The 18,455-nt window shown below is 36.0% G+C and carries 19 protein-coding genes; 12 read left to right on the top strand and 7 right to left on the bottom strand.

The annotated features are described in order from the left end of the window. Positions 1–7: 7 nt before the first annotated feature. From uidA to QNH69_RS01885, 3 genes are all read right to left on the bottom strand, one after another. The gene (gene uidA, locus QNH69_RS01895) at positions 8–1,855 is read right to left on the bottom strand and encodes a beta-glucuronidase (RefSeq protein ID WP_282928934.1); all 1,848 of its coding nucleotides are present in this window, start codon (positions 1,853–1,855) and stop codon (positions 8–10) included. A 25-nt stretch (positions 1,856–1,880) separates the two neighbouring features. Beyond that, positions 1,881–3,278, bottom strand: coding sequence for a glycoside-pentoside-hexuronide (GPH):cation symporter (locus QNH69_RS01890; RefSeq protein WP_282928933.1), 1,398 nt, complete (start codon positions 3,276–3,278; stop codon positions 1,881–1,883). Between the two features lie 168 nt (positions 3,279–3,446). Beyond that, positions 3,447–4,451 (bottom strand): LacI family DNA-binding transcriptional regulator, encoded by a 1,005-nt coding sequence (locus tag QNH69_RS01885; RefSeq protein WP_282928932.1) that lies wholly within the window; start codon positions 4,449–4,451, stop codon positions 3,447–3,449. A 398-nt stretch (positions 4,452–4,849) separates the two neighbouring features. On the opposite strand from QNH69_RS01885, the gene QNH69_RS01880 reads away from it, so the two are divergent. The 6 genes from QNH69_RS01880 (at position 4,850) to QNH69_RS01855 (ending at position 12,672) form a co-directional block, all read left to right on the top strand. Further along, a complete protein-coding gene (locus tag QNH69_RS01880) occupies positions 4,850–6,130 on the top strand; it encodes a YjiH family protein (RefSeq protein ID WP_282928931.1) in 1,281 nt (426 codons plus the stop codon). 108 nt (positions 6,131–6,238) lie between these two features. Then, on the top strand, positions 6,239–7,579 hold the full coding sequence (locus QNH69_RS01875) for an MATE family efflux transporter (protein ID WP_282928930.1): 1,341 nt from the start codon (positions 6,239–6,241) through the stop codon (positions 7,577–7,579). A 19-nt stretch (positions 7,580–7,598) separates the two neighbouring features. Continuing rightward, positions 7,599–8,471 (top strand): metallophosphoesterase family protein, encoded by an 873-nt coding sequence (locus QNH69_RS01870; RefSeq protein WP_282928929.1) that lies wholly within the window; start codon positions 7,599–7,601, stop codon positions 8,469–8,471. Next, positions 8,464–9,786 (top strand): MATE family efflux transporter, encoded by a 1,323-nt coding sequence (locus QNH69_RS01865; RefSeq protein ID WP_282928928.1) that lies wholly within the window; start codon positions 8,464–8,466, stop codon positions 9,784–9,786. Before QNH69_RS01870 ends, QNH69_RS01865 begins: the two co-directional genes overlap by 8 nt. Positions 9,787–9,889: 103 nt before the next feature. Then, a complete protein-coding gene (locus QNH69_RS01860) occupies positions 9,890–11,308 on the top strand; it encodes an aspartate ammonia-lyase (RefSeq protein WP_282928927.1) in 1,419 nt (472 codons plus the stop codon). A 2-nt stretch (positions 11,309–11,310) separates the two neighbouring features. Next, on the top strand, positions 11,311–12,672 hold the full coding sequence (locus tag QNH69_RS01855; RefSeq protein ID WP_282928926.1) for a class II fumarate hydratase: 1,362 nt from the start codon (positions 11,311–11,313) through the stop codon (positions 12,670–12,672). A gap of 29 nt (positions 12,673–12,701) precedes the next feature. Here the strand turns inward: QNH69_RS01855 and QNH69_RS01850 are convergent, their stop codons facing one another. Genes QNH69_RS01850 through QNH69_RS01835 form a run of 4 tightly spaced genes read right to left on the bottom strand, consistent with a single transcriptional unit; the run spans position 12,702 to position 15,220 of the window. Then, the gene (locus QNH69_RS01850; RefSeq protein ID WP_282928925.1) at positions 12,702–13,091 is read right to left on the bottom strand and encodes a DUF5684 domain-containing protein; all 390 of its coding nucleotides are present in this window, start codon (positions 13,089–13,091) and stop codon (positions 12,702–12,704) included. Between the two features lie 2 nt (positions 13,092–13,093). Continuing rightward, the gene (locus tag QNH69_RS01845; RefSeq protein ID WP_282928924.1) at positions 13,094–13,753 is read right to left on the bottom strand and encodes an HAD-IA family hydrolase; all 660 of its coding nucleotides are present in this window, start codon (positions 13,751–13,753) and stop codon (positions 13,094–13,096) included. 44 nt (positions 13,754–13,797) lie between these two features. Then, positions 13,798–14,775 carry a CehA/McbA family metallohydrolase gene (locus QNH69_RS01840; RefSeq protein WP_282928923.1) on the bottom strand — a complete coding sequence of 326 codons (978 nt, stop codon included), beginning with the start codon at positions 14,773–14,775 and terminating at the stop codon, positions 13,798–13,800. After that, the gene (locus tag QNH69_RS01835) at positions 14,768–15,220 is read right to left on the bottom strand and encodes a hypothetical protein (protein ID WP_282928922.1); all 453 of its coding nucleotides are present in this window, start codon (positions 15,218–15,220) and stop codon (positions 14,768–14,770) included. The genes QNH69_RS01840 and QNH69_RS01835 overlap by 8 nt, the downstream gene beginning before the upstream one ends. A 113-nt stretch (positions 15,221–15,333) precedes the next feature. Here QNH69_RS01835 and QNH69_RS01830 point away from each other — a divergent pair, with 113 nt between their 5' ends. Genes QNH69_RS01830 through QNH69_RS01805 form a run of 6 tightly spaced genes read left to right on the top strand, consistent with a single transcriptional unit; the run spans position 15,334 to position 18,445 of the window. Then, complete coding sequence (locus QNH69_RS01830) at positions 15,334–15,876, top strand: chromate transporter (protein WP_282928921.1); 543 nt, start codon at positions 15,334–15,336, stop codon at positions 15,874–15,876. Next, on the top strand, positions 15,869–16,429 hold the full coding sequence (locus tag QNH69_RS01825) for a chromate transporter (protein ID WP_282928920.1): 561 nt from the start codon (positions 15,869–15,871) through the stop codon (positions 16,427–16,429). The genes QNH69_RS01830 and QNH69_RS01825 overlap by 8 nt, the downstream gene beginning before the upstream one ends. Before the next feature lie 9 nt (positions 16,430–16,438). Next, complete coding sequence (locus tag QNH69_RS01820) at positions 16,439–16,717, top strand: PfkB family carbohydrate kinase (protein ID WP_282928919.1); 279 nt, start codon at positions 16,439–16,441, stop codon at positions 16,715–16,717. Continuing rightward, positions 16,714–17,346 (top strand): PfkB family carbohydrate kinase, encoded by a 633-nt coding sequence (locus QNH69_RS01815; protein ID WP_349252251.1) that lies wholly within the window; start codon positions 16,714–16,716, stop codon positions 17,344–17,346. The genes QNH69_RS01820 and QNH69_RS01815 overlap by 4 nt, the downstream gene beginning before the upstream one ends. After that, positions 17,343–18,266 carry a nucleoside hydrolase gene (locus QNH69_RS01810; RefSeq protein ID WP_282928918.1) on the top strand — a complete coding sequence of 308 codons (924 nt, stop codon included), beginning with the start codon at positions 17,343–17,345 and terminating at the stop codon, positions 18,264–18,266. The genes QNH69_RS01815 and QNH69_RS01810 overlap by 4 nt, the downstream gene beginning before the upstream one ends. Positions 18,267–18,271: 5 nt before the next feature. Continuing rightward, a complete protein-coding gene (locus tag QNH69_RS01805) occupies positions 18,272–18,445 on the top strand; it encodes a hypothetical protein (RefSeq protein WP_282928917.1) in 174 nt (57 codons plus the stop codon). The last annotated feature ends 10 nt before the right edge of the window (positions 18,446–18,455 follow it).

The raw sequence follows: 18,455 nt of genomic DNA, 5'->3' as shown, positions 1-18,455 counted from the left end.
GAACTACTTATTTTCTTTTCTCCCAATTGAAGTGAGGTATTGAGTTCCATCTTTCCTTAAAGTAGTGTGCTGCAAGCTTTGGTTTTCTATCTCTTGTAAAGATGCCTTTTTTGTTTCCTTGAACCCTAAGTAGGTTCTGATCTGTTGCAAAATCAGCAAAGTTCCATGGGTGTTCACCGACTACACAGTCATATTCGTCTATCACTTGGTTGTTTGCTTTGTAATAGGCTACTTGGTATTCTTCTGTATACATTACTGGGTTATCTGCTGTATCATGCATTCCAGCTACTGTATCTGCACCGTACTCTGTGATTATGACTGGTTTGCCTATTTCTGCCCAAATATCAAGCTCTTCTCTGAAAGATTTCATAGGGCCTACAAGGTCAGGACCTCCAAAATACCATCCATAGTATCTGTTTATACAAATTACATCAGAAAGTTTTGAAGATACATCTGCTCTTGGACCACCATCCATGAGTACTGAGACTAAAGTTACTGGACGTTTTTGTAGGTCGAGTTCACGTGTTAGGTCAAATAGTGGTTTGAAGTATTCATAAGCACCCTCGCTAGAAGTATCTGCTTCGTTAGCTACTGACCACATCACAACTGATGCATAGTTCTTGTCACGAGCTATCCATTCGTGTATCACTTCTTTGTGGTGGTCAAACACTAATGTTCCAATTGACTTTTCGTGTCCAAATGTTGGAAGCGGCTGTCCGCCAAAGTTTGCACCTCCGCCGAACATGCCATTTATTCCTACAGCAGGAGTTTCATCTATAACTACAAAGCCAAGTCTATCTGAAAGTCTCATCATTTCTTCTGAATATGGGTAGTGGCTTGTTCTATATGAGTTGGCACCTTGCCAAGCCATTAGTGATAAGTCCTTGTAATTCATTACTTCATTTATGCCATGGCCGTTAGGGAAGGTGTCTTCATGTTTGCCGTAGCCCTTGAAATAGAATGGCTTTTCATTAATCAAGAACTTATTGCCATCAACTCTAACAGTTCTGATTCCATATGGTAGGTGGTATTCATCTTCACCATATACTGCTACGATATCGTATAGGTAAGCATTTAGTGGCCACCAAAGTTTAACATCTTTGATACTTAGCTGTCCTTCTAAACCTTCGCTTTGGGCTACACAGTTTCCATCTTCGTCGTAAACATAAATTTTTGCATCGGCCTTACCACAAACATCAAGCTTATATCCTAATACTGCTTCATTTTCGCTAACTTCATCATTTGTCATTGTTATATCAAAGATGTATGCTTTTGGACTTGTATATAGTCTAACGTGTCTGGTGATGCCTGCATAGTTAAAGAAATCAAAGTTTGGTGAGTTTTTCGTTTGGACAAAATCTTCGGCCAAGTCTGCTTTCTCGGATCCCATAGAAAGAGCATCGAGCATGCCACCTCCACCAAGACCGCCTATAGGCAGGGTTTCATAATTTACCACGTTACTAACAGCAACTGTAAGTAGGTTATTACAATCTTTTACCTTATCTGTGATATCAACTTCAAAAGGAAGGAAACCACCCTTGTGTTCACATACTTCTTTTCCGTTGATATATACCTTTGCAAAGTGGGTTACAGCATCAAATCTTAATACAAGTCTATCTTCTGTAAGCTTTGCTGGGATGTCAAAGTGTCTTTGGTAGTAAACCCATCCAAAATGATCGCGAAGTTCTTTGTCTTCATATATGTCATTATATGAAGATGGAACTGGCATAGGACGAGATTCTTCTAATCTTTTTTCTGCTAAACTTTCATTAAGATGACTATCACCGAGTACAAATTCCCACATGCCGTCAAGGCTTGATACTATTCTAGATTTTGTTTGAATTGGATATAACATTTTTTTCTCCTTTATAAATTAATACTTACTTACTATTATCACGTCTACGTTTTAGCTCGAGAGCATTTGTTTCAACTGTCTTTCTATCTAATGGATAGATAAATTTTAATACAAGCACTAGGGCAATCATTGCTAGGCCTGGAAGCAATGTAGATATGCTATATATTCCGCTTAATACATCTGGATCAAAGGCTGTAGCTTGTGAATATCCTATAGAATTCATCACAAATCCAATGATGCCAGCTGATAAAGCTTGGCCTAATTTTCTTGCAAAAGAGTATGAGCCGTAGATTGTTCCTTCATCTCTTTTATTTGTTCTAACCTCTATATCATCAATAACATCTGTTATCATTGCCCAGATAGAAAGGTTAAATATACCAACACCAACATTTGCCAAAGCTATTATTATTAAAAACAATGTAAGATTAGTTGTTTTTAATAAATAGCCTACGATCAGAGCTATGCCACCGACTAAACCACCAACTATTGACATTTCTTTCTTACCGTATTTTAAAACGCCTTTTTTTACAAAAGGAGCCATAGCCAAAATCACAATTACCTGCAAAGCAGCAGCTATTGATTGTCCCTTAGCATCTCCAAAATAATTTGGGAAGATATAGCCAGCCATTTGGCTCATAGATAGTTGACCTAATAACAGCATTAGGGCTGCAAGGATTATTCCTATAAGGGACTTTGATGTAAACATACCTTTTAAGGTTTGTCCTAGGCTAACACTTTCACCTTTAAGCTCTGTTACAACTCGTTCTTCAACGTTTACGTAGCAAACCATGTAGCAAATAACAGCAAGAACTGAACAAACCAAGGCAAATAGGCTCATCTTTGAACCGTCCATTACTGTTTGTCCTAGGTCATTTTTCACCATTATAATCATAGGACCTACTACACCTATAACTAGACCAGCTAAGGTAGCTCCAATGGTCCTAAAAGTAGATAGCTCAGATCTGTGGATAGGATCGTCAGATATTACTGAAGCCATAGATCCATAAGGGATATTAATCATGGTATAGAAGATTGAACCCCAAAGTATGTAAGTCATATACATCCAGAAAATCTTAAAGCCCATTGATTTATCAGCAAACCAGTTGGCATACATTAAGAGAGAAACAAAGGCAACGGGGATTGCTATTCTTTTGATCCAAGGTTTGTATTTTCCCTTTGGACCTGCAAGTGACCTATCTAGTATTTGGCCCATACCGATATCGGTAAAAGCATCTAAGAATCTTGATAACATCATCATAGTTCCTACTAAGGCGGGGTTTACACCCATAACATCTGTATAGAACTTTGTCAAAAACATTACTGAAAGGATAAAGGTAAAATCGTTACCAAAATCACCAAACATGTATCCAATCTTATCTCGCATGCTAAAAGCACGCACATTTGAAACGTCTCTACTTTTCATATACCCTCCTTGAAGTTTTTCTTATATTATGTAAGGGCTTACATTTTGCTTTAAAAAAATATGTAGCCATTTTACTCTATTCAGCCACAAATTTATAATAATCGTGGCTAGATAAAGTATTTTCTCTATTTGTAATATAGAACTTGGTGCTTGAGCTGTTAATTTAAGCTAACTTGTCTCTTTTACAATTAATTTTGCCTTTATCATGTTGTCATTATTCTCTAACTTTTCATTGTTTATCAATCTAAAAAGGCTCTTAGTTGCTATATCAGCTTGCAAAGCTATATTTTGATCTATTGAAGTTATTTTTTTGCTTGGATAGTTGGTTGCATCAATGTTATCAAATCCTATGATTGCTATATCTTCTGGTATATTAACTCCACAATTTACTAGGTACTTAAATGCTGGAATGGCCAAAAGATCAAGTTCAAAGCATATGGAATCTATCCTTGGGTTGGATTTTAGGAAATCATACAATTTTCTCATATCCTTATCTATATCATTGATTTTAACTTCCATAAAGTCAGTACTTTGGTAAAACTCGTCAAGAGCTTCTATAAATCCTGCTTTTTTTGCTATATAAGATCTGGTAATATATTTATTTCCATGGTAGGAAACAAAGATTGGTTGCTTGTAGCCTCTTTTATGAAGATGGTCCATAGCTTGTCTCATGGCGTCAATTTCATCAATATATACATAACTTATGTCTTTGCTTTTATTAAGCGGATTAGCATTTAACATGGCAAAGGGAATATCTTTTGATAGCTTTAATATTTCCTCATAAAAATCTTCTTGCTCATAGGTAGAGCCAACACATACTATAGCATCAACCTTATTCTCCTTTAGTAGATTAAGATAGGCTTTTTTTTCATCCAAATTATCTGTACTATCCCCAAGAAGAGTAATATAACCATTGGCATTGAGTCTTTGTTCAAGCTGGTAAGCTGATTGAGATTCAAAGTATTTTCTTATATCTGGAACCATAATTCCAACAAGAGACGTTTGTTTTTTGGCAAGAGATCTTGCAACCCTATTTGGGCTGTAGTCATTTTCTTCTATGACCTTTAAAATCTTTGCTTTAGCCTTATCACTAACCTTATTAGAATCGTTTAAGACTCTAGAAACAGTAGCAATAGAATATCCAGATTTTTTTGCAATATCATAAATATCCATAGAATCACCTTCTTATATACTTGTAAGCGCTTACATTACACTTATAGTATATCTTCTCTATTATAATATGTCAAGACTTTTTTTATGAAAATCTTGTTGATTTTAGAATATATACATAAAAAATTTATAAAAATAGGAGCATTTTTAGCCAATTCGAGTAAACTTACAATAGCAGGTCCAAAATTTAACGAATTTGAAGACCTTATATTTTTCCTCTTTAAGATAAGTTTGCAAATTATTAAATTGTTTGCAAATTGGGAATAAATATATAAAGCGAAATTTGAAAGGCGGTAATTTACGTGGATAATCCTAATGGTAAAGGGATCAAAAAGGAAAAGTTGACATTAAAGAGGATTTTGAAGTTTATAATTCCTTCTATTATAGGAGTGCTACTCCTAATGACTCCTTTTGAAAAAGATGGATCATCAACTGTTATGGCGTCAGTGCTTTCTAAGGCTGTTAATAGTGGTATCGATTCTATCATTCCTATATATATTTTAGTTTTGATATGCATATTCATTTCTTGCATACTTGCTCTTATATATAAGATTTCTAAACCAAGTTTTATAGAAAATAATGAAGTTTTAAAAAATGCAGCAGATATATCTAATTTTTGGCTTGTAGTAAGATTTATTGGCCTAGCCCTTGGTCTTATGACAGCCCTTAAAGTAGGCCCAGAGATAATTTATAGTCCGGATACTGGCGGACTTATCTTATATGAATTGATAGGTGGCCTATTTACAATATTTTTAGTAGCTGGATTTGTCTTACCTTTTTTGACAGAGTTCGGTCTGTTGGAATACATAGGGGTTTACTTGACCTCTGTGATGAGACCTGTATTTAATCTACCGGGTAGATCTGCCATAGATTGCTTGGCTAGCTGGATTGGGGATGGCACTATTGGAGTTACCCTAACCAATAAGCAGTACGAAGAGGGATATTATACAGCTAGAGAGGCAGCTGTTATATCAACAACTTTTTCAGCAGTATCAATCACATTTTGCTTGGTTGTATTGGAAAATGTTGGTCTAACAGACTATTTTGGCAAATTCTATCTTACAGTTGGGGTAGCTGGTATTATTGCGGCTTTGATAGTGCCAAGGATACACCCTCTAGCTGGCAAAGAAGATAAGTACAAGACCAAAGAAGTCAAAGCTCAAGCAGAAAATATACCTGACGGTTTTAGCAAAAAAGAATGGGCCTTACAACTTGCAGTAAAAAAGGCTGAATCAAATACAAGTGTAAAAAATTATTTTGTAAGTGCAACAAAGACAGTACTTGGCCTATGGCTAGGTGTTGTGCCAATAATAATGGCAGCAGGTACTATTGCTCTCATAGTTTCAGAGGCAACACCATTTTTCCAAATTATGGGCAAGCCATTCTTGCCATTACTCAAACTTCTCCAAATTCCAGAAGCTGAAGTAGCAAGTACGACAATGGTAGTTGGCTTTGCAGATATGGTTGTACCATCTATACTTGCAGCAGAAATAGCAAACCCTATGACAAGATTTATCATAGCAGCAGTTTCAGTGTCCCAGCTAATATATATGTCAGAAACTGGAGCTGTGATACTAGGCTCTAACTTGCCAGTCTCCCTCCTAGATTTGTTTATCCTATTTTTGGAAAGGACCATCATAACCCTGCCAATAATAGTGGTATTTGCTCATATTTTCTTCTAGCACATAGGTAAATAATATTAACAAAAGTAGGTATTTTGCCTACTTTTTTCTTTTATAAATGATAATTTTAAATATAAGTTGTAAAGTATTATCATCATAGGAGGATTTATGGATCAAAATGTTGATTTAACCAAGGGTGATATCACTTCATCCCTTTTCAAACTGTCAATTCCTTTGGCTTTGACGGCTTTTATACAGATTACATATAACTTTGTGGATATATTTTTCCTTGGAAGGCTTGGAAAAGATGCAATAGCGGGAGTTGGTATAGCTGGATTTTTATTTTGGATTGCCAATGCTATTACCCTTATTCCAAAAATTGGTACAGGGGTTTACGTATCCCAAGCCTTTGGAAGAGGAGCTAAGAAAGAAACAATAAGAGTTTTAAATAATGGTTATATTTTAACTATAATTGTAGCCCTAGTTTATTCTATATTGATGCTATTATTTTCCAATGCTTATGTAAATTTCTATGGATTAACTGCTAAGGCGAGTTCTTATGCTAGAGATTATTTGCACATTATAAGTTTTGGTATGGTATTTTTCTTTATAAATCCAGTTTTTTCCCAAAGCTTCCAATCTTTAGGCAATAGTCTTACGCCTTTTAAGATAAATACAGTAGGCCTTGTGGCAAATATTATAATGGATCCAATATTTATCTTTGGACTTGGACCTATACCAAGACTTGAAGCAAAGGGAGCTGCTATTGCAACCCTTCTTGCTCAAGTGTTCGTCAGCCTTATTTTTATAGGAGTAATTTTTAGAAAAAATGAACTTCTAAAAAGCGCCTTAACCAGGATAGATTACCAGAGACGATGGATCAAAAGTATCTTTAAGATGGGCTTACCCGCAGCCTTGATGAGCGCATACATGGCCTTTATAAGTATTATATTGAACAAGTTTATGGCAAGGTTTGGTGAAGCAGCTGTGGCAGCCTACACAGTTGGTAGCCAGCTAGAGGCAATCACTTGGAATACAACAGAAGGTCTCCAAGTCGGTATTGCAGCCATGGTTGGGCAAAATTATGGGGCTGGACTTTTTGATAGGGTAAGAGAAAGTATAAAGAAATCTTTTCATATTTTAGTAATAATAGGGTCAATATCGACAATAGTTCTTTTTGCCTTTAGATATCCTTTATTTAAGATATTTATACCAAATGATAGGGAAACAATAGAACTTGGAACCAGATACTTAGCCATCCTATCCCTATCGCAAATATTTATGGCAACGGAAATTGGTCTAACAGGTGCCTTCAATGGTCTTGGAGAAACCAAAATCCCAGCAAGAATAGCCATGTTTTTTGATACAGTGAGGATACCTTTATCTATCTTGCTTATGCCAGTACTTGGAGTTGCTGGAGTATGGACTGCTATGACTATCACTTCGATATTAAAGGGCCTATTTGTAGGAATTCTAATCAGAAGACAGGCAAAATATAAGCTTGGCTAAGTCCAGAGAAAGGAAAGACATGGAATTTAAAAACAACACATTTAAAATTGTACAATTTACAGACACACACTTTGGCAATTTGCCAGCATGCCATGAGGATATCAAAACTTTTAATCTAATCGATAAAATTATAAAAGATGAAGAGCCGGACCTCATAGTTCACACAGGGGACGTCATATTTTCACACGGGGTAAAAGAACCTGACAAGGTATTTGAAAATGTAATGAAATATTTTGACAAATATGACATTCCTTTTGCTATAACCTTTGGCAATCACGACAGCGAGGAGGGAACTAGTAGAAGAGACCTTAGAGCAATCTACGATAAGATCATAAGAAACAAGGCAGATAAAGAAGATGTCTTTATAGTTAATGATAGGGAAAATTACGTCATTCCCCTAAGGGATAAGGACGAAGACCTTGCATATTTATATATGATAGATTCAGGAGAAGATGACAGATCTGGCATAGGAACATACGAGTGGCTTTTGCCAGACCAAGTAGATTGGTTTAGAAAGACTTCAGCAAAATACAAGAAAAATGATGGGATCAAACGCAATATAATTTTCCAACATATGCCACTGCCAGAATATTGGGAGAGCATGAATAACATCATTTCTGGAGAACAAAGAGAGACAAACGAAGCCATATCAGCTCCGAAAATCAACACGGGATTTTTTGCTAATATGGTCCTAAATGGTGAAACCTGGGGGATGATTGTAGGTCATGACCACGAGAATAACTTTGATAGCACTCTTTTTGACATCCACCTTGCCTACGCAAATACCTCTGGCTACCAAGCCTATGGAGATTTGGACAAGGGAGCTACAGTCATAGAAATATCCAAAGATCCATTTTCTATAAAGATAAGAAATATACAAATTGATGAATAGAGAAGGCAAATTATTCACAAAAAAATATAATGATATCTTTATACCCCTAATAATTGAGCAGATTTTCCTGACCCTAATTGGTAATTTCAATGTGTTTTTATTTTCACTTTTTAATGACCAAATGGTTGCGACAATAGGGATTTCTGACCGATTATTGACTATATTTGCCATGGTAACAAATGTCGTGGTCCTAGGTGCAAGCATACTAATCATCCAAAATGCTGATGAATCCAGGATAAAATATGTCAAATCAATTTTTAAAGAATCGATTGTACTAAACTTATTTATAGCAGGGCTAATAATAATTGCAGTTTTTGCCTTTAATAGAGATTTGCTAATCCTTATGCAAACTCCAAGCGAACTTGTGGAGGAAGCTTCGGCTTATATAAAGATCGTTTCTATATCCATAGTCTTTACTGCAATGACAAGCCTGATGCTGGCGACCCTTAGGGCCTTTGGCTTTGTAAAAATTGCTGTAAGGATATCAGTAGCCAATACAATACTTGTAATAATTGCCAATACCATAATAGTTTTAGCAAAGCTTGGAGGCATCAGCTATATAGCCATCGCAACGCTCTTTACTAGACTTATTTCTATGCTAATAACATTTTTTACTATAAAAAGAAGAATCCCAATCTTATTTGCTGGTGGCAAGATTAAAAATATCAGCCTAAAAAAAGAAATTCTTTCCCTAGGCATACCATCAGCCATGGAGCAAATCTCCTATAACTTTAGCCAGACAATCATAACTGCTATTATTGCAAGCCTTGGAACCATAGCTGTATCTTCCATGATTTATACTACGACTATAACTTCATTCATATTTTCAATTGGGGTAGCTGCAGGAGTTACTGGCAATCTCATCATCGGAGACTTGTATAGGAATAAGGATTACGAGGGTATCAAAAATTTTGGAGTTTTAAATGCCAAGAAAATAAGCCTAATAGCAGGAGCAGTCAACTTGCTTGTGGCTATTTTTGGCAAGAATCTAGTGAGGATTTTTACTGATAATCCACAAATAATAAGTATAGTAACAGTCTTACTATTTTTACAAATATTCCACGATCCGATGCGAGTAGCAAATGAAATTTTAATAAATTCCTTAAATGTAGTAAAAGATGTAAGATATCCAGTAATAGTTGGCATATCCACAACATATTTACTAGTAATCCCCTTAGCATACCTCTTTGTAACAAAACTTGGTCTTGATTTGAAATTCATTTGGCTGGTATTTATCCTAGATGAAAGTACCAGGAGATTTTTATTTACTAGGAGATTTAGATCTGGGGCTTGGGAAGAGAAAAGTGAATCTTAATTTGCTAGAGTCTTCCCTATATTTTAAATAAAATGTAAAACGTTTTTATAATAACTTGTAAGTATCATTAGTATTAACTATAATGGTACTAGGAGGGATAGTGATGACAGATTATAGAAAAGAACGCGATTCTATAGGCGAAATTGAAGTGCCTTTTGATGCCTTGTATGGGGCGAATTCTCTAAGAGCAAGAAATAATTTTAATATTACATCTTTATCAATGGATAGTGAGATGATAAATGCAATAGTTGAGGTTAAAAAAGCCTGTGCTATTGAAAATGAGAAAATTGGCCTTTTGACAAGAACTCAACAAAATGCAATTGTTGCAGCTTGTAACCAAATTTTGGCTGGCCAGCATAGGGATAATTTTATAGTTGATCCAATCCAAGGCGGAGCTGGTACAAGTTTTAATATGAACGCCAATGAAGTAATTGCTAATGTTGCAAACACTGCTATGGGTGGCGGCCTAGGTACATATGAAAATGTTCACCCAAACGACCATGTAAACTTGGGCCAATCTACCAATGACGTTATACCAACTAGTGGTAAGATAGCTCTTATCAGATATTTTAAAGAACTAATTGATGAAACAATATTATTAATCAGATCTATTGAGAAAAAGGCTGAAGAATTTAAGGACGTTTACAAAATGGGCCGTACTCAACTTCAAGATGCGATTCCAATAAGCCTTGGCCAAGAATTTAGGGCCTATGCTAGGGTAATAACCCGTGATTTGGAAAGATTTGACCTTGCTGTTGATAGCCTAAGCCATGTAAATCTCGGTGGTACAGCTATTGGTACAGGTTTAAATGCAGATCCAACCTATGTTGAGGAAATAGTTGGAGTACTAAGCGAAGTAACTGATTTGAAATTGAAACAAAATGAAGACTTGATAGATGGAACTCAAAACTTGGATGGATTTTTGTATGTTTCAGGAATTCTAAAAACCTTTGCAGCAAACTTATCAAAAATATCTAACGACCTAAGACTTATGAGCTCTGGTCCACAAGTAGGTATTGGTGATATAAAATTAAAACCAACTCAAGCTGGTTCATCAATCATGCCAGGTAAGGTAAACCCTGTAATCCCAGAGGTTGTAAACCAAGTTGCTTTCAATGTCATAGGCAATGATATGACTGTAACTATGGCTGTTGAGGCAGGACAACTTGAACTAAACGCCTTTGAACCAATTATTTTCTACAATCTTTTTGAGTCACTAAAGACACTCAAAAATGCCATATATACTCTAAGAGTTAACTGTATAGACCACATCACAGCTGATAGAAGCGAACTATCAGAACAAGTAGAAAAATCAATCGGACTTGTTACAGCCCTTGCTCCTCATATAGGCTATGCGAAGGCAAGTGATATAGCCCACAAGGCCCTAGAAACTGGCAAATCAATTAGAGAATTGGTTCTTTCTGATGAACTACTTAGCAAAGAAGAACTTGAAAAAATATTAGATTTCAAAGAAATGATAAAACCAGGTATCTTGGACGAAGATGCCCTTAAAAAGGAATAAAAATGGAATATAGAATAGAAAAGGATAGTATAGGTGAGGTTAAAGTTCCAGCAGACAAATTATGGGGAGCACAAAGTCAAAGATCTTTTGAAAATTTCCCACAAGATGCTGAGCTTATGCCAAAATCAGTAATTTATGCCCTAGTTAATATAAAAAAAGCTGCAGCAATAGTAAACAACAGGCAAGGAAAGCTAAGTGAAGAAAAAAGAGAACTCATAGTCTTTGCCTGCAATAAAATCTTGTTGGGATACTACGATGATCAATTCCCGCTAACAGTATGGCAAACAGGATCTGGCACACAGACAAATATGAACGTCAACGAAGTCATAGCCCACATAGCTAACAAAAAAGCAGGAGAAGATGTCATTCACCCAAACGATGATGTAAATATGAGCCAATCATCAAATGATGTCTTTCCAACAGCTATGCATATCTCAACCATATTAAAAATCAAAGAAAAGCTCTTGCCAGAAATCCGACAAATAATTGAAGTATTAAAAGATTTGGAAGAAAAAAACGACATCATCAAGACAGGTAGAACCCACTTGCAAGATGCCACACCACTAAAACTTTCCCAAGAAATTTCTGGATGGAGAACTATGGTAGAAAGAGATTGGGAATCCATACACAATGCAAGCCAAGCTCTAAGAAAGCTTGCTATAGGTGGAACTGCCGTAGGAACTGGAATCAATGCATCAAAAGATTTTGGCAGTGAAGTAGCAAGTGAGCTAACAAAACAATTGGACCTAGAATTTGAAAGCGATACAAACAAGTTCTACCAACTAGCAAGCAAGTCAGCCCTAGTAAATGTCCATGGAAGTATAAAAGCTCTTGCAAGCGATATGTACAAGATTGCAAACGACATAAGATTCTTATCATGCGGACCAAGATGCGGCATAGGAGAGCTGATAATACCAGCCAATGAGCCAGGCTCATCAATTATGCCAGGCAAGGTAAACCCAACCCAAGTTGAGTCACTTACCATGGTAAGCATACAAATAATGGCCAATGATCTTGCAATAAGCATGGCCAATAGCCAAGGACAACTTCAATTAAACGCTTATATGCCACTAATAATCTACAATATGGACCAAACTATAAGCCTAATGAGTAAGTCCTTAGCTTGTTTTAGAGAACACCTACTAGTAGGACTTGTGGCAAACAAAGAAGAAATAGAAAACAATCTAGAAAATTCACTAATGCTAGTAACAAGCCTTTCTCCACACATAGGCTATGACAAGGCCAGCCAAATAGCCAAATACGCCTATGAAAATAAACTAACCCTTAGAGAAGCCAACAGAGAACTAGGCTTTGCAAGCGAAGCAGAATTTGATAAATACGTAAATCCAGAAAATATGGTATAAAAAAAGACCCTGCGGGGTCTTTTTGTTATTTATTGGTCATGTGGTGAGTATTGGAATTGGTCTGAAAATGCTAGTAGGAAGCCTGTAAAAAATGGGAATACCATGTATAAAATTCTTATTATAATATTGTCTGTAAACTTTGATGCGAATTTATAGCCCATAAAGATAAAGACTAAAACTTGGATATGAGGAATAAAGGATCCTATAAACCATAGTATATTATTTGAACTGCCAGGATTGGCAATATTAAAGGCTATCCAAACATTGTAGATTGGTATAATAGATTTCCAGCCCTCTTCTCCAGCTTTTTCAAAAAGCCTCCACCATACTATTATTTGTAAAACATAAAATACAAGTAGGCTAAATCTGTAGTTGGTATATCCGTGGGTATTCCAAATTAAATCATTATATGAAAACATAATTAACCTTCCAATTCTTCAATATCTATATCAGCTATTGTATCTAGGACTTGGTCTGCGCTTTCTATGATATATTCCCATTCTCTCTTATTGTATGGGAAATCTTTTAGGCCACATGTCTTGATACCAAGTTTTTTTGCTGCATTTATGGCATAGAGGGCATCATCAAAGAGGATGATTTCTTCTGCTGGGACAGCAAATTTGTCTATAGCGTGTTGCCAGTAAGCATCTTCTGCCTTGTTTAGGTCTGTTAAATCTGGTGTGTTAAGAAAACTGAAATAATCGCTAATTCCTAGTCTTTCAAAGGCAAGTTTAAGATAGATTGAATCAGTGGATGAAGCTATGGCCATCTCATAGCCACTTTCTTTAAGCTTTGTTAAAATTTCCAAGGCTCCCTCTTTTGGCATTAGGTGATTTTTGTAGCCATCTTCGATTACATCTTCAAAATACTTGCTAACTTCAGCTCTGCTCATATCTGTGGCTATATTTTCTGCAATATAATCAATCATTCCGCCCATTGGAAGAGCTTCGATTTTGCCCTTTTCTTCCTTATCAAGACCTTCGAAACTAAAGCCGTATTTTTCAAAAATTCCATTGATTGGCTCGCTCCATATGTGCATGGAATCAAGTATTGTGCCATCGCAGTCAAAAAGTAATTTCATTTATCCTCCTAATAAAAAAGTGACACTAGCTGGTGTCACATATATTATCTTACAAAAATAGGAGAAGTTACCACTAAATGGTAGTCATTTTTTTCTTTCAAATCTCCTATCACTTCAAATCTAATATACCCAGATTTTGCCTTGATATCAAAATTAATTGATTCTTGGTAAGATATATGGCTTTCAAATATTATTTCTTCATTGTTGTAGATTACAAATCTTTGTGGGTCGATTTTGAAGTTGTCGTAGTTTTGAAAGTTAGGCTTAGTAAGTTTCACAGAGCCTTTGACCTGGTCGTTTTCATTGATTTCATCGCCTAGGTTTATATTTTCAAGCTCTAGATCCATTATAGGGCCATAAGTAATGTAGGTGTTAAGTTTTCTTATGGCAGCAAGGGCATTTTCCTCACAAAGATTACCATCAAATCCTAGCATATTGATAGCAAAGTTCTTGTCTTTGGAAGAAGGGCTGTGCCAATCACGACCAGCTAGGGCGGCGAGCCTGTAGCCTTTGCCGATTAATTCAATCCATTTTTGGTAGGCTTTTTCATTGGCAATACTATCTTGAGGGTTGCCACTATTGGCTAGCTCTAGATAATTAAATTTGGACCAGTCATCGACTTCAAACTCCCAATGGCATCCTGTACAGAAAGGATTGCCTATATCATAAGGGTGGGCTATGCCGATTACTATATTACTATCATCTGCCCTAATCTCATCTATGCATTCTGAAATATTGTCAATGGTTGCCTTTGTATAATCTCCCATCTCCTCGTTGCCAAGGATTACCATATGGCCATAGAAAGTTGTCCACTCGCTTCCTCTAAATGCTGGTAAGATTTCCTTATCAAGCTTTGCCTCATAAATCTGTTCAAGAGCTGCATTTGTATTGTGGTCTGTTACAAAAATTGCATCATAGCCAAAGTCCTTGCCTGCTTCAAGTAGTTCTCTTGGTGTAAACTTGGCATCAGAATTTATAGTGTGGGTGTGAAGTTCTATTGGTCTATAAGTTAGCTTAGTCATCTATGGCCTCCAGTGCAAAATGTGCATTAATTTTTGAATTTGAGCTGTGCATACTTAGAATAAATTCGTAGTTGCCTTTCTTTATATCAAATTTCTTGTAACCAGGAGAAGATTTGTCCTTTGAAACTATAATTTCTTGGTGGTTGGTCTTGTTGTGGTAGGCTCCTACAAATTTCCCTTCGTACAAAAGCGAAGTAGTAATCAGATTTGCTATCTTACTATTTAGGATATCATCTCGATCTTCTTGGCTGTAATCTTCTTCTGGCATATATTTATCGACACATTCTTTAAGACTTTGCTTGCCGTATTCTTTTGGAACGTCGCTTGGATCATAGTCTAAATTGATCTTAATAGCCTTATAGTCCCTATCCAGGCTAAAAGGATATCTTAAATGTGTCAGCGTATCTTTATCATCTAGCTTAAGATTTTCATCAAGTATTATCATTTTATCTCCTGTTTTTATGATTTATATTATCACTATACAATTGATGATTAAATAAGGAAATTTTATATCCCAGCTGTGATATACTATTACTAGATTATTGTAAGGAGTTTGTTTTGAATATATTAGGGGATTTATATATAACTTTTGCCAAGATAGGATTATTTACTTTTGGTGGGGGTTATGCTATGCTGCCGCTTTTAGAGCGTGAAGTTGTCGATAATAAAAAGTGGGCGACTCGTGATGAGATTTTGGACTACTATGCCATAGGCCAGTCTACACCAGGAATTATTGCAGTAAATACTGCTACTTTCTGTGGTTATTCCCAGGCTGGAGACTTGGGAGGGATTGTTGCAAGCCTTGGATTTATCACGCCTTCTATAATAATAATTTTGATTATTGCCAACTTTTTGAAGAACTTTTCCCATCTTTCTTTTATTCAGCACGCCTTTGCTGGAATTAGAGTTGGAGTTTCGGCTCTTGTATTTTATTCAGTACTTAAGATGATAAAGTCAAATGCCAATACACCTTTAAAGTTCGTAATATTTTTATTGACTTTTGCTGCAGTTGCATTTTTATCAATTTCGCCTGTTGTAATTGTCATAGCTATTGGTGTTTTTGGGATTTTGCTTGGAAATAGAGGAGGAAAAAATGCTTAGGTTGATTTGGGAATTTTTCAAGACTGGACTATTTGCTGTAGGTGGAGGTATGGCTACTATTCCATTTTTGCAAGATATGGCAAAAAATTATGGCTGGTTTACTGAAGCAGACTTGCTTGATATGATAGCTGTCTCTGAGTCAACTCCAGGAGCTATAGGAATAAATATTGCAACCTTTGCTGGATTTAAGTCCTATGGATTCCCTGGTGCAATACTAGCGACCACATCGCTTATCACTGCACCTATTATAATAGTTCTTATCATATCTAGGATGATGGCAAAGTTTAAAAACTCACAAACTATAGAAAATATGTTTACCACAATAAGACCTGCCACAGCTGGCCTTATCCTTGGAGCTATGAGCTCTGTAATGGTCATAACACTTTTTGATGTAGATTTGTTTAGGACCAGTGGAAATATCATCGACTTATTAAGACCTATTCCTATAGTCTTGTTTGCTGTATTTCTATTTGCCTTGATAAAATTTAAGAAAATTCACCCGCTTGTAATTATTGCAATTTCTGCAATTCTGGGTGTGGTTTTTGCCTTGTAAGGAGGACATATGACACAAATTTTAAACTTTGGATCGCTAAATATTGATAAAGTTTATTCACTAGATCACATAGTAAATGAAGGTGAGACTATATCTGCCATATCTTATAATGAAGGGCTCGGTGGCAAGGGGCTCAACCAATCCATAGCTCTTAAGAGAGCTGGCGCTGATGTAATTCATGCAGGATTTGTAGGAGAGGATGATGGAGATATTCTACTAGATTACTTAGCTAAAAATGAGATTAATTTTTTAGTTAAAAAGTTTCTGGAAATTCTGGTCATGCTATAATCCAAGTAGATAAAGATGCCAATAACTCAATAATCGTAGAAGCAGGTGCTAATAAAAAGATTGATAAGCCCTATATTGACCAAGTCTTGGCCGAATTTGAAGAAGGCGATTACCTACTTTTGCAAAATGAGATATCTAACTTACCATACATAGTAGATGAAGCTAGCAAAAGGAAGATGAAAATAGTTTTAAATCCATCACCAGTAGATGAATCACTAAAGACAATTGATTTTAGCAAAATTGATACCTTAATCCTAAACGAAACGGAAGCCTATGAGATAAGTGGCTGTGAGGATCCAGATAAAATAATAGACTATTTTAGGGATAGATATCAGGATCTAAAGCTTCTTCTAACCCTTGGAAAAGATGGAGGTATGTATTCTTCCAAAGATACTAAGATTGAATTTGATAGCTTTAAGACAAATGCTATTGATACAACAGGAGCTGGAGATACTTTCCTAGGATATTTTCTTGCAAATATCTCAAAAGACGAAGATCTTGAAAAGTCACTAAAGCTAGCAAGCCTTGGAGCAGGTCTTGCTTGTAGCAAAAAAGGAGCAGCTGCTTCTATTCCAAGACTAAAAGAAGTTGAAGCATATGCAAAAGAAAATAAGGTGGACTTAGGATGAAGAAAATAATTACAATTTTTGATACAGACCCAGGCATAGACGATGCCTTTGCCCTTAGCTTTTTGCACGAGAGTGAGATTTTTGATGTAAAGATGGTCTCATCTGTTGCTGGCAATGTAAAGCTTGCAAATACTACTAGAAATCTTCGAGGCCTAGTAAAGGCCATGGATTGGAACATTCCAATACATAGAGGACTTGCTCAGCCTTTATTTGGGCCACAAATCCTAGCAGAAGAATTCCATGGGGTGGATGGACTTTCAGGATATTTGTTTGATGATAATGACTTAGCTGACATATCAGATAAGCCAGCCATAGATGCCATGGCAGAAGTATTGAGAAACAATGACCAGGTCTTAATTATAGCAGTAGGCCCTCTTACAAATATAGGGGCTCTTATCCTAGCCCACCCAGAACTAAAGGAGAAAATATCAGAGATCACAATCATGGGTGGGGTCGTAGGCACAGGCAACACCACACCAGTTGCAGAATTTAATATTTACGCCGACCCTGAGGCGGCAAAAATAGTTTTTGAATCTGGAATTAGGGTCAATATTGTTGGCCTCAATGTGACAACAAAGACTTACTACAATATTGACATGCACGAAAAGTTTAAAAAGTCAGATAAGAAGATAAATAAAATCCTAGCAGATATAATGGATCGACGCATAGCAAAAACTGGAGCTGAAGAAAATTATACAACCTACATGCACGACACCCTAGCAGTAATGTATCATACCAATCCGGAAATCTTTAAAAGTCAAATGGTCCACATGGACGTAGAAACAAAAGGAGAATTTACCCGTGGTATGACCGTGGCTGACATGAGAGCAATATCCACGGCATGTAAAAATGTAAATTTTGTGACAGATATTGACACAGAAAAATTTGAAGAAATATTTATGACTACCCTAATTGGGTGATTGCTATGAAAAAGAAAACATTACAAGCTATCATAAATGTATTGCTAGGAATATTATTTTTATGTCAAGGAATTATTTCATATGAAGGAAAAATAAGTTTCTGGCCAGTCCTTCTTGTAGTTTTTGGCATTTTGGAATTAGTTTTTGCTTTTCTGACTTATAAAGATGATTTAAAGTAAAAAAGGAGCT

The sequence above is a fragment of the Anaerococcus sp. Marseille-Q7828 genome (genome assembly GCF_949769285.1).
In the GTDB taxonomy this organism is placed as follows: domain Bacteria; phylum Bacillota; class Clostridia; order Tissierellales; family Peptoniphilaceae; genus Anaerococcus.
The sequence above is the reverse complement of the archived record's forward strand: the minus strand, read 5'-3'. Positions and strand labels throughout refer to the sequence as shown.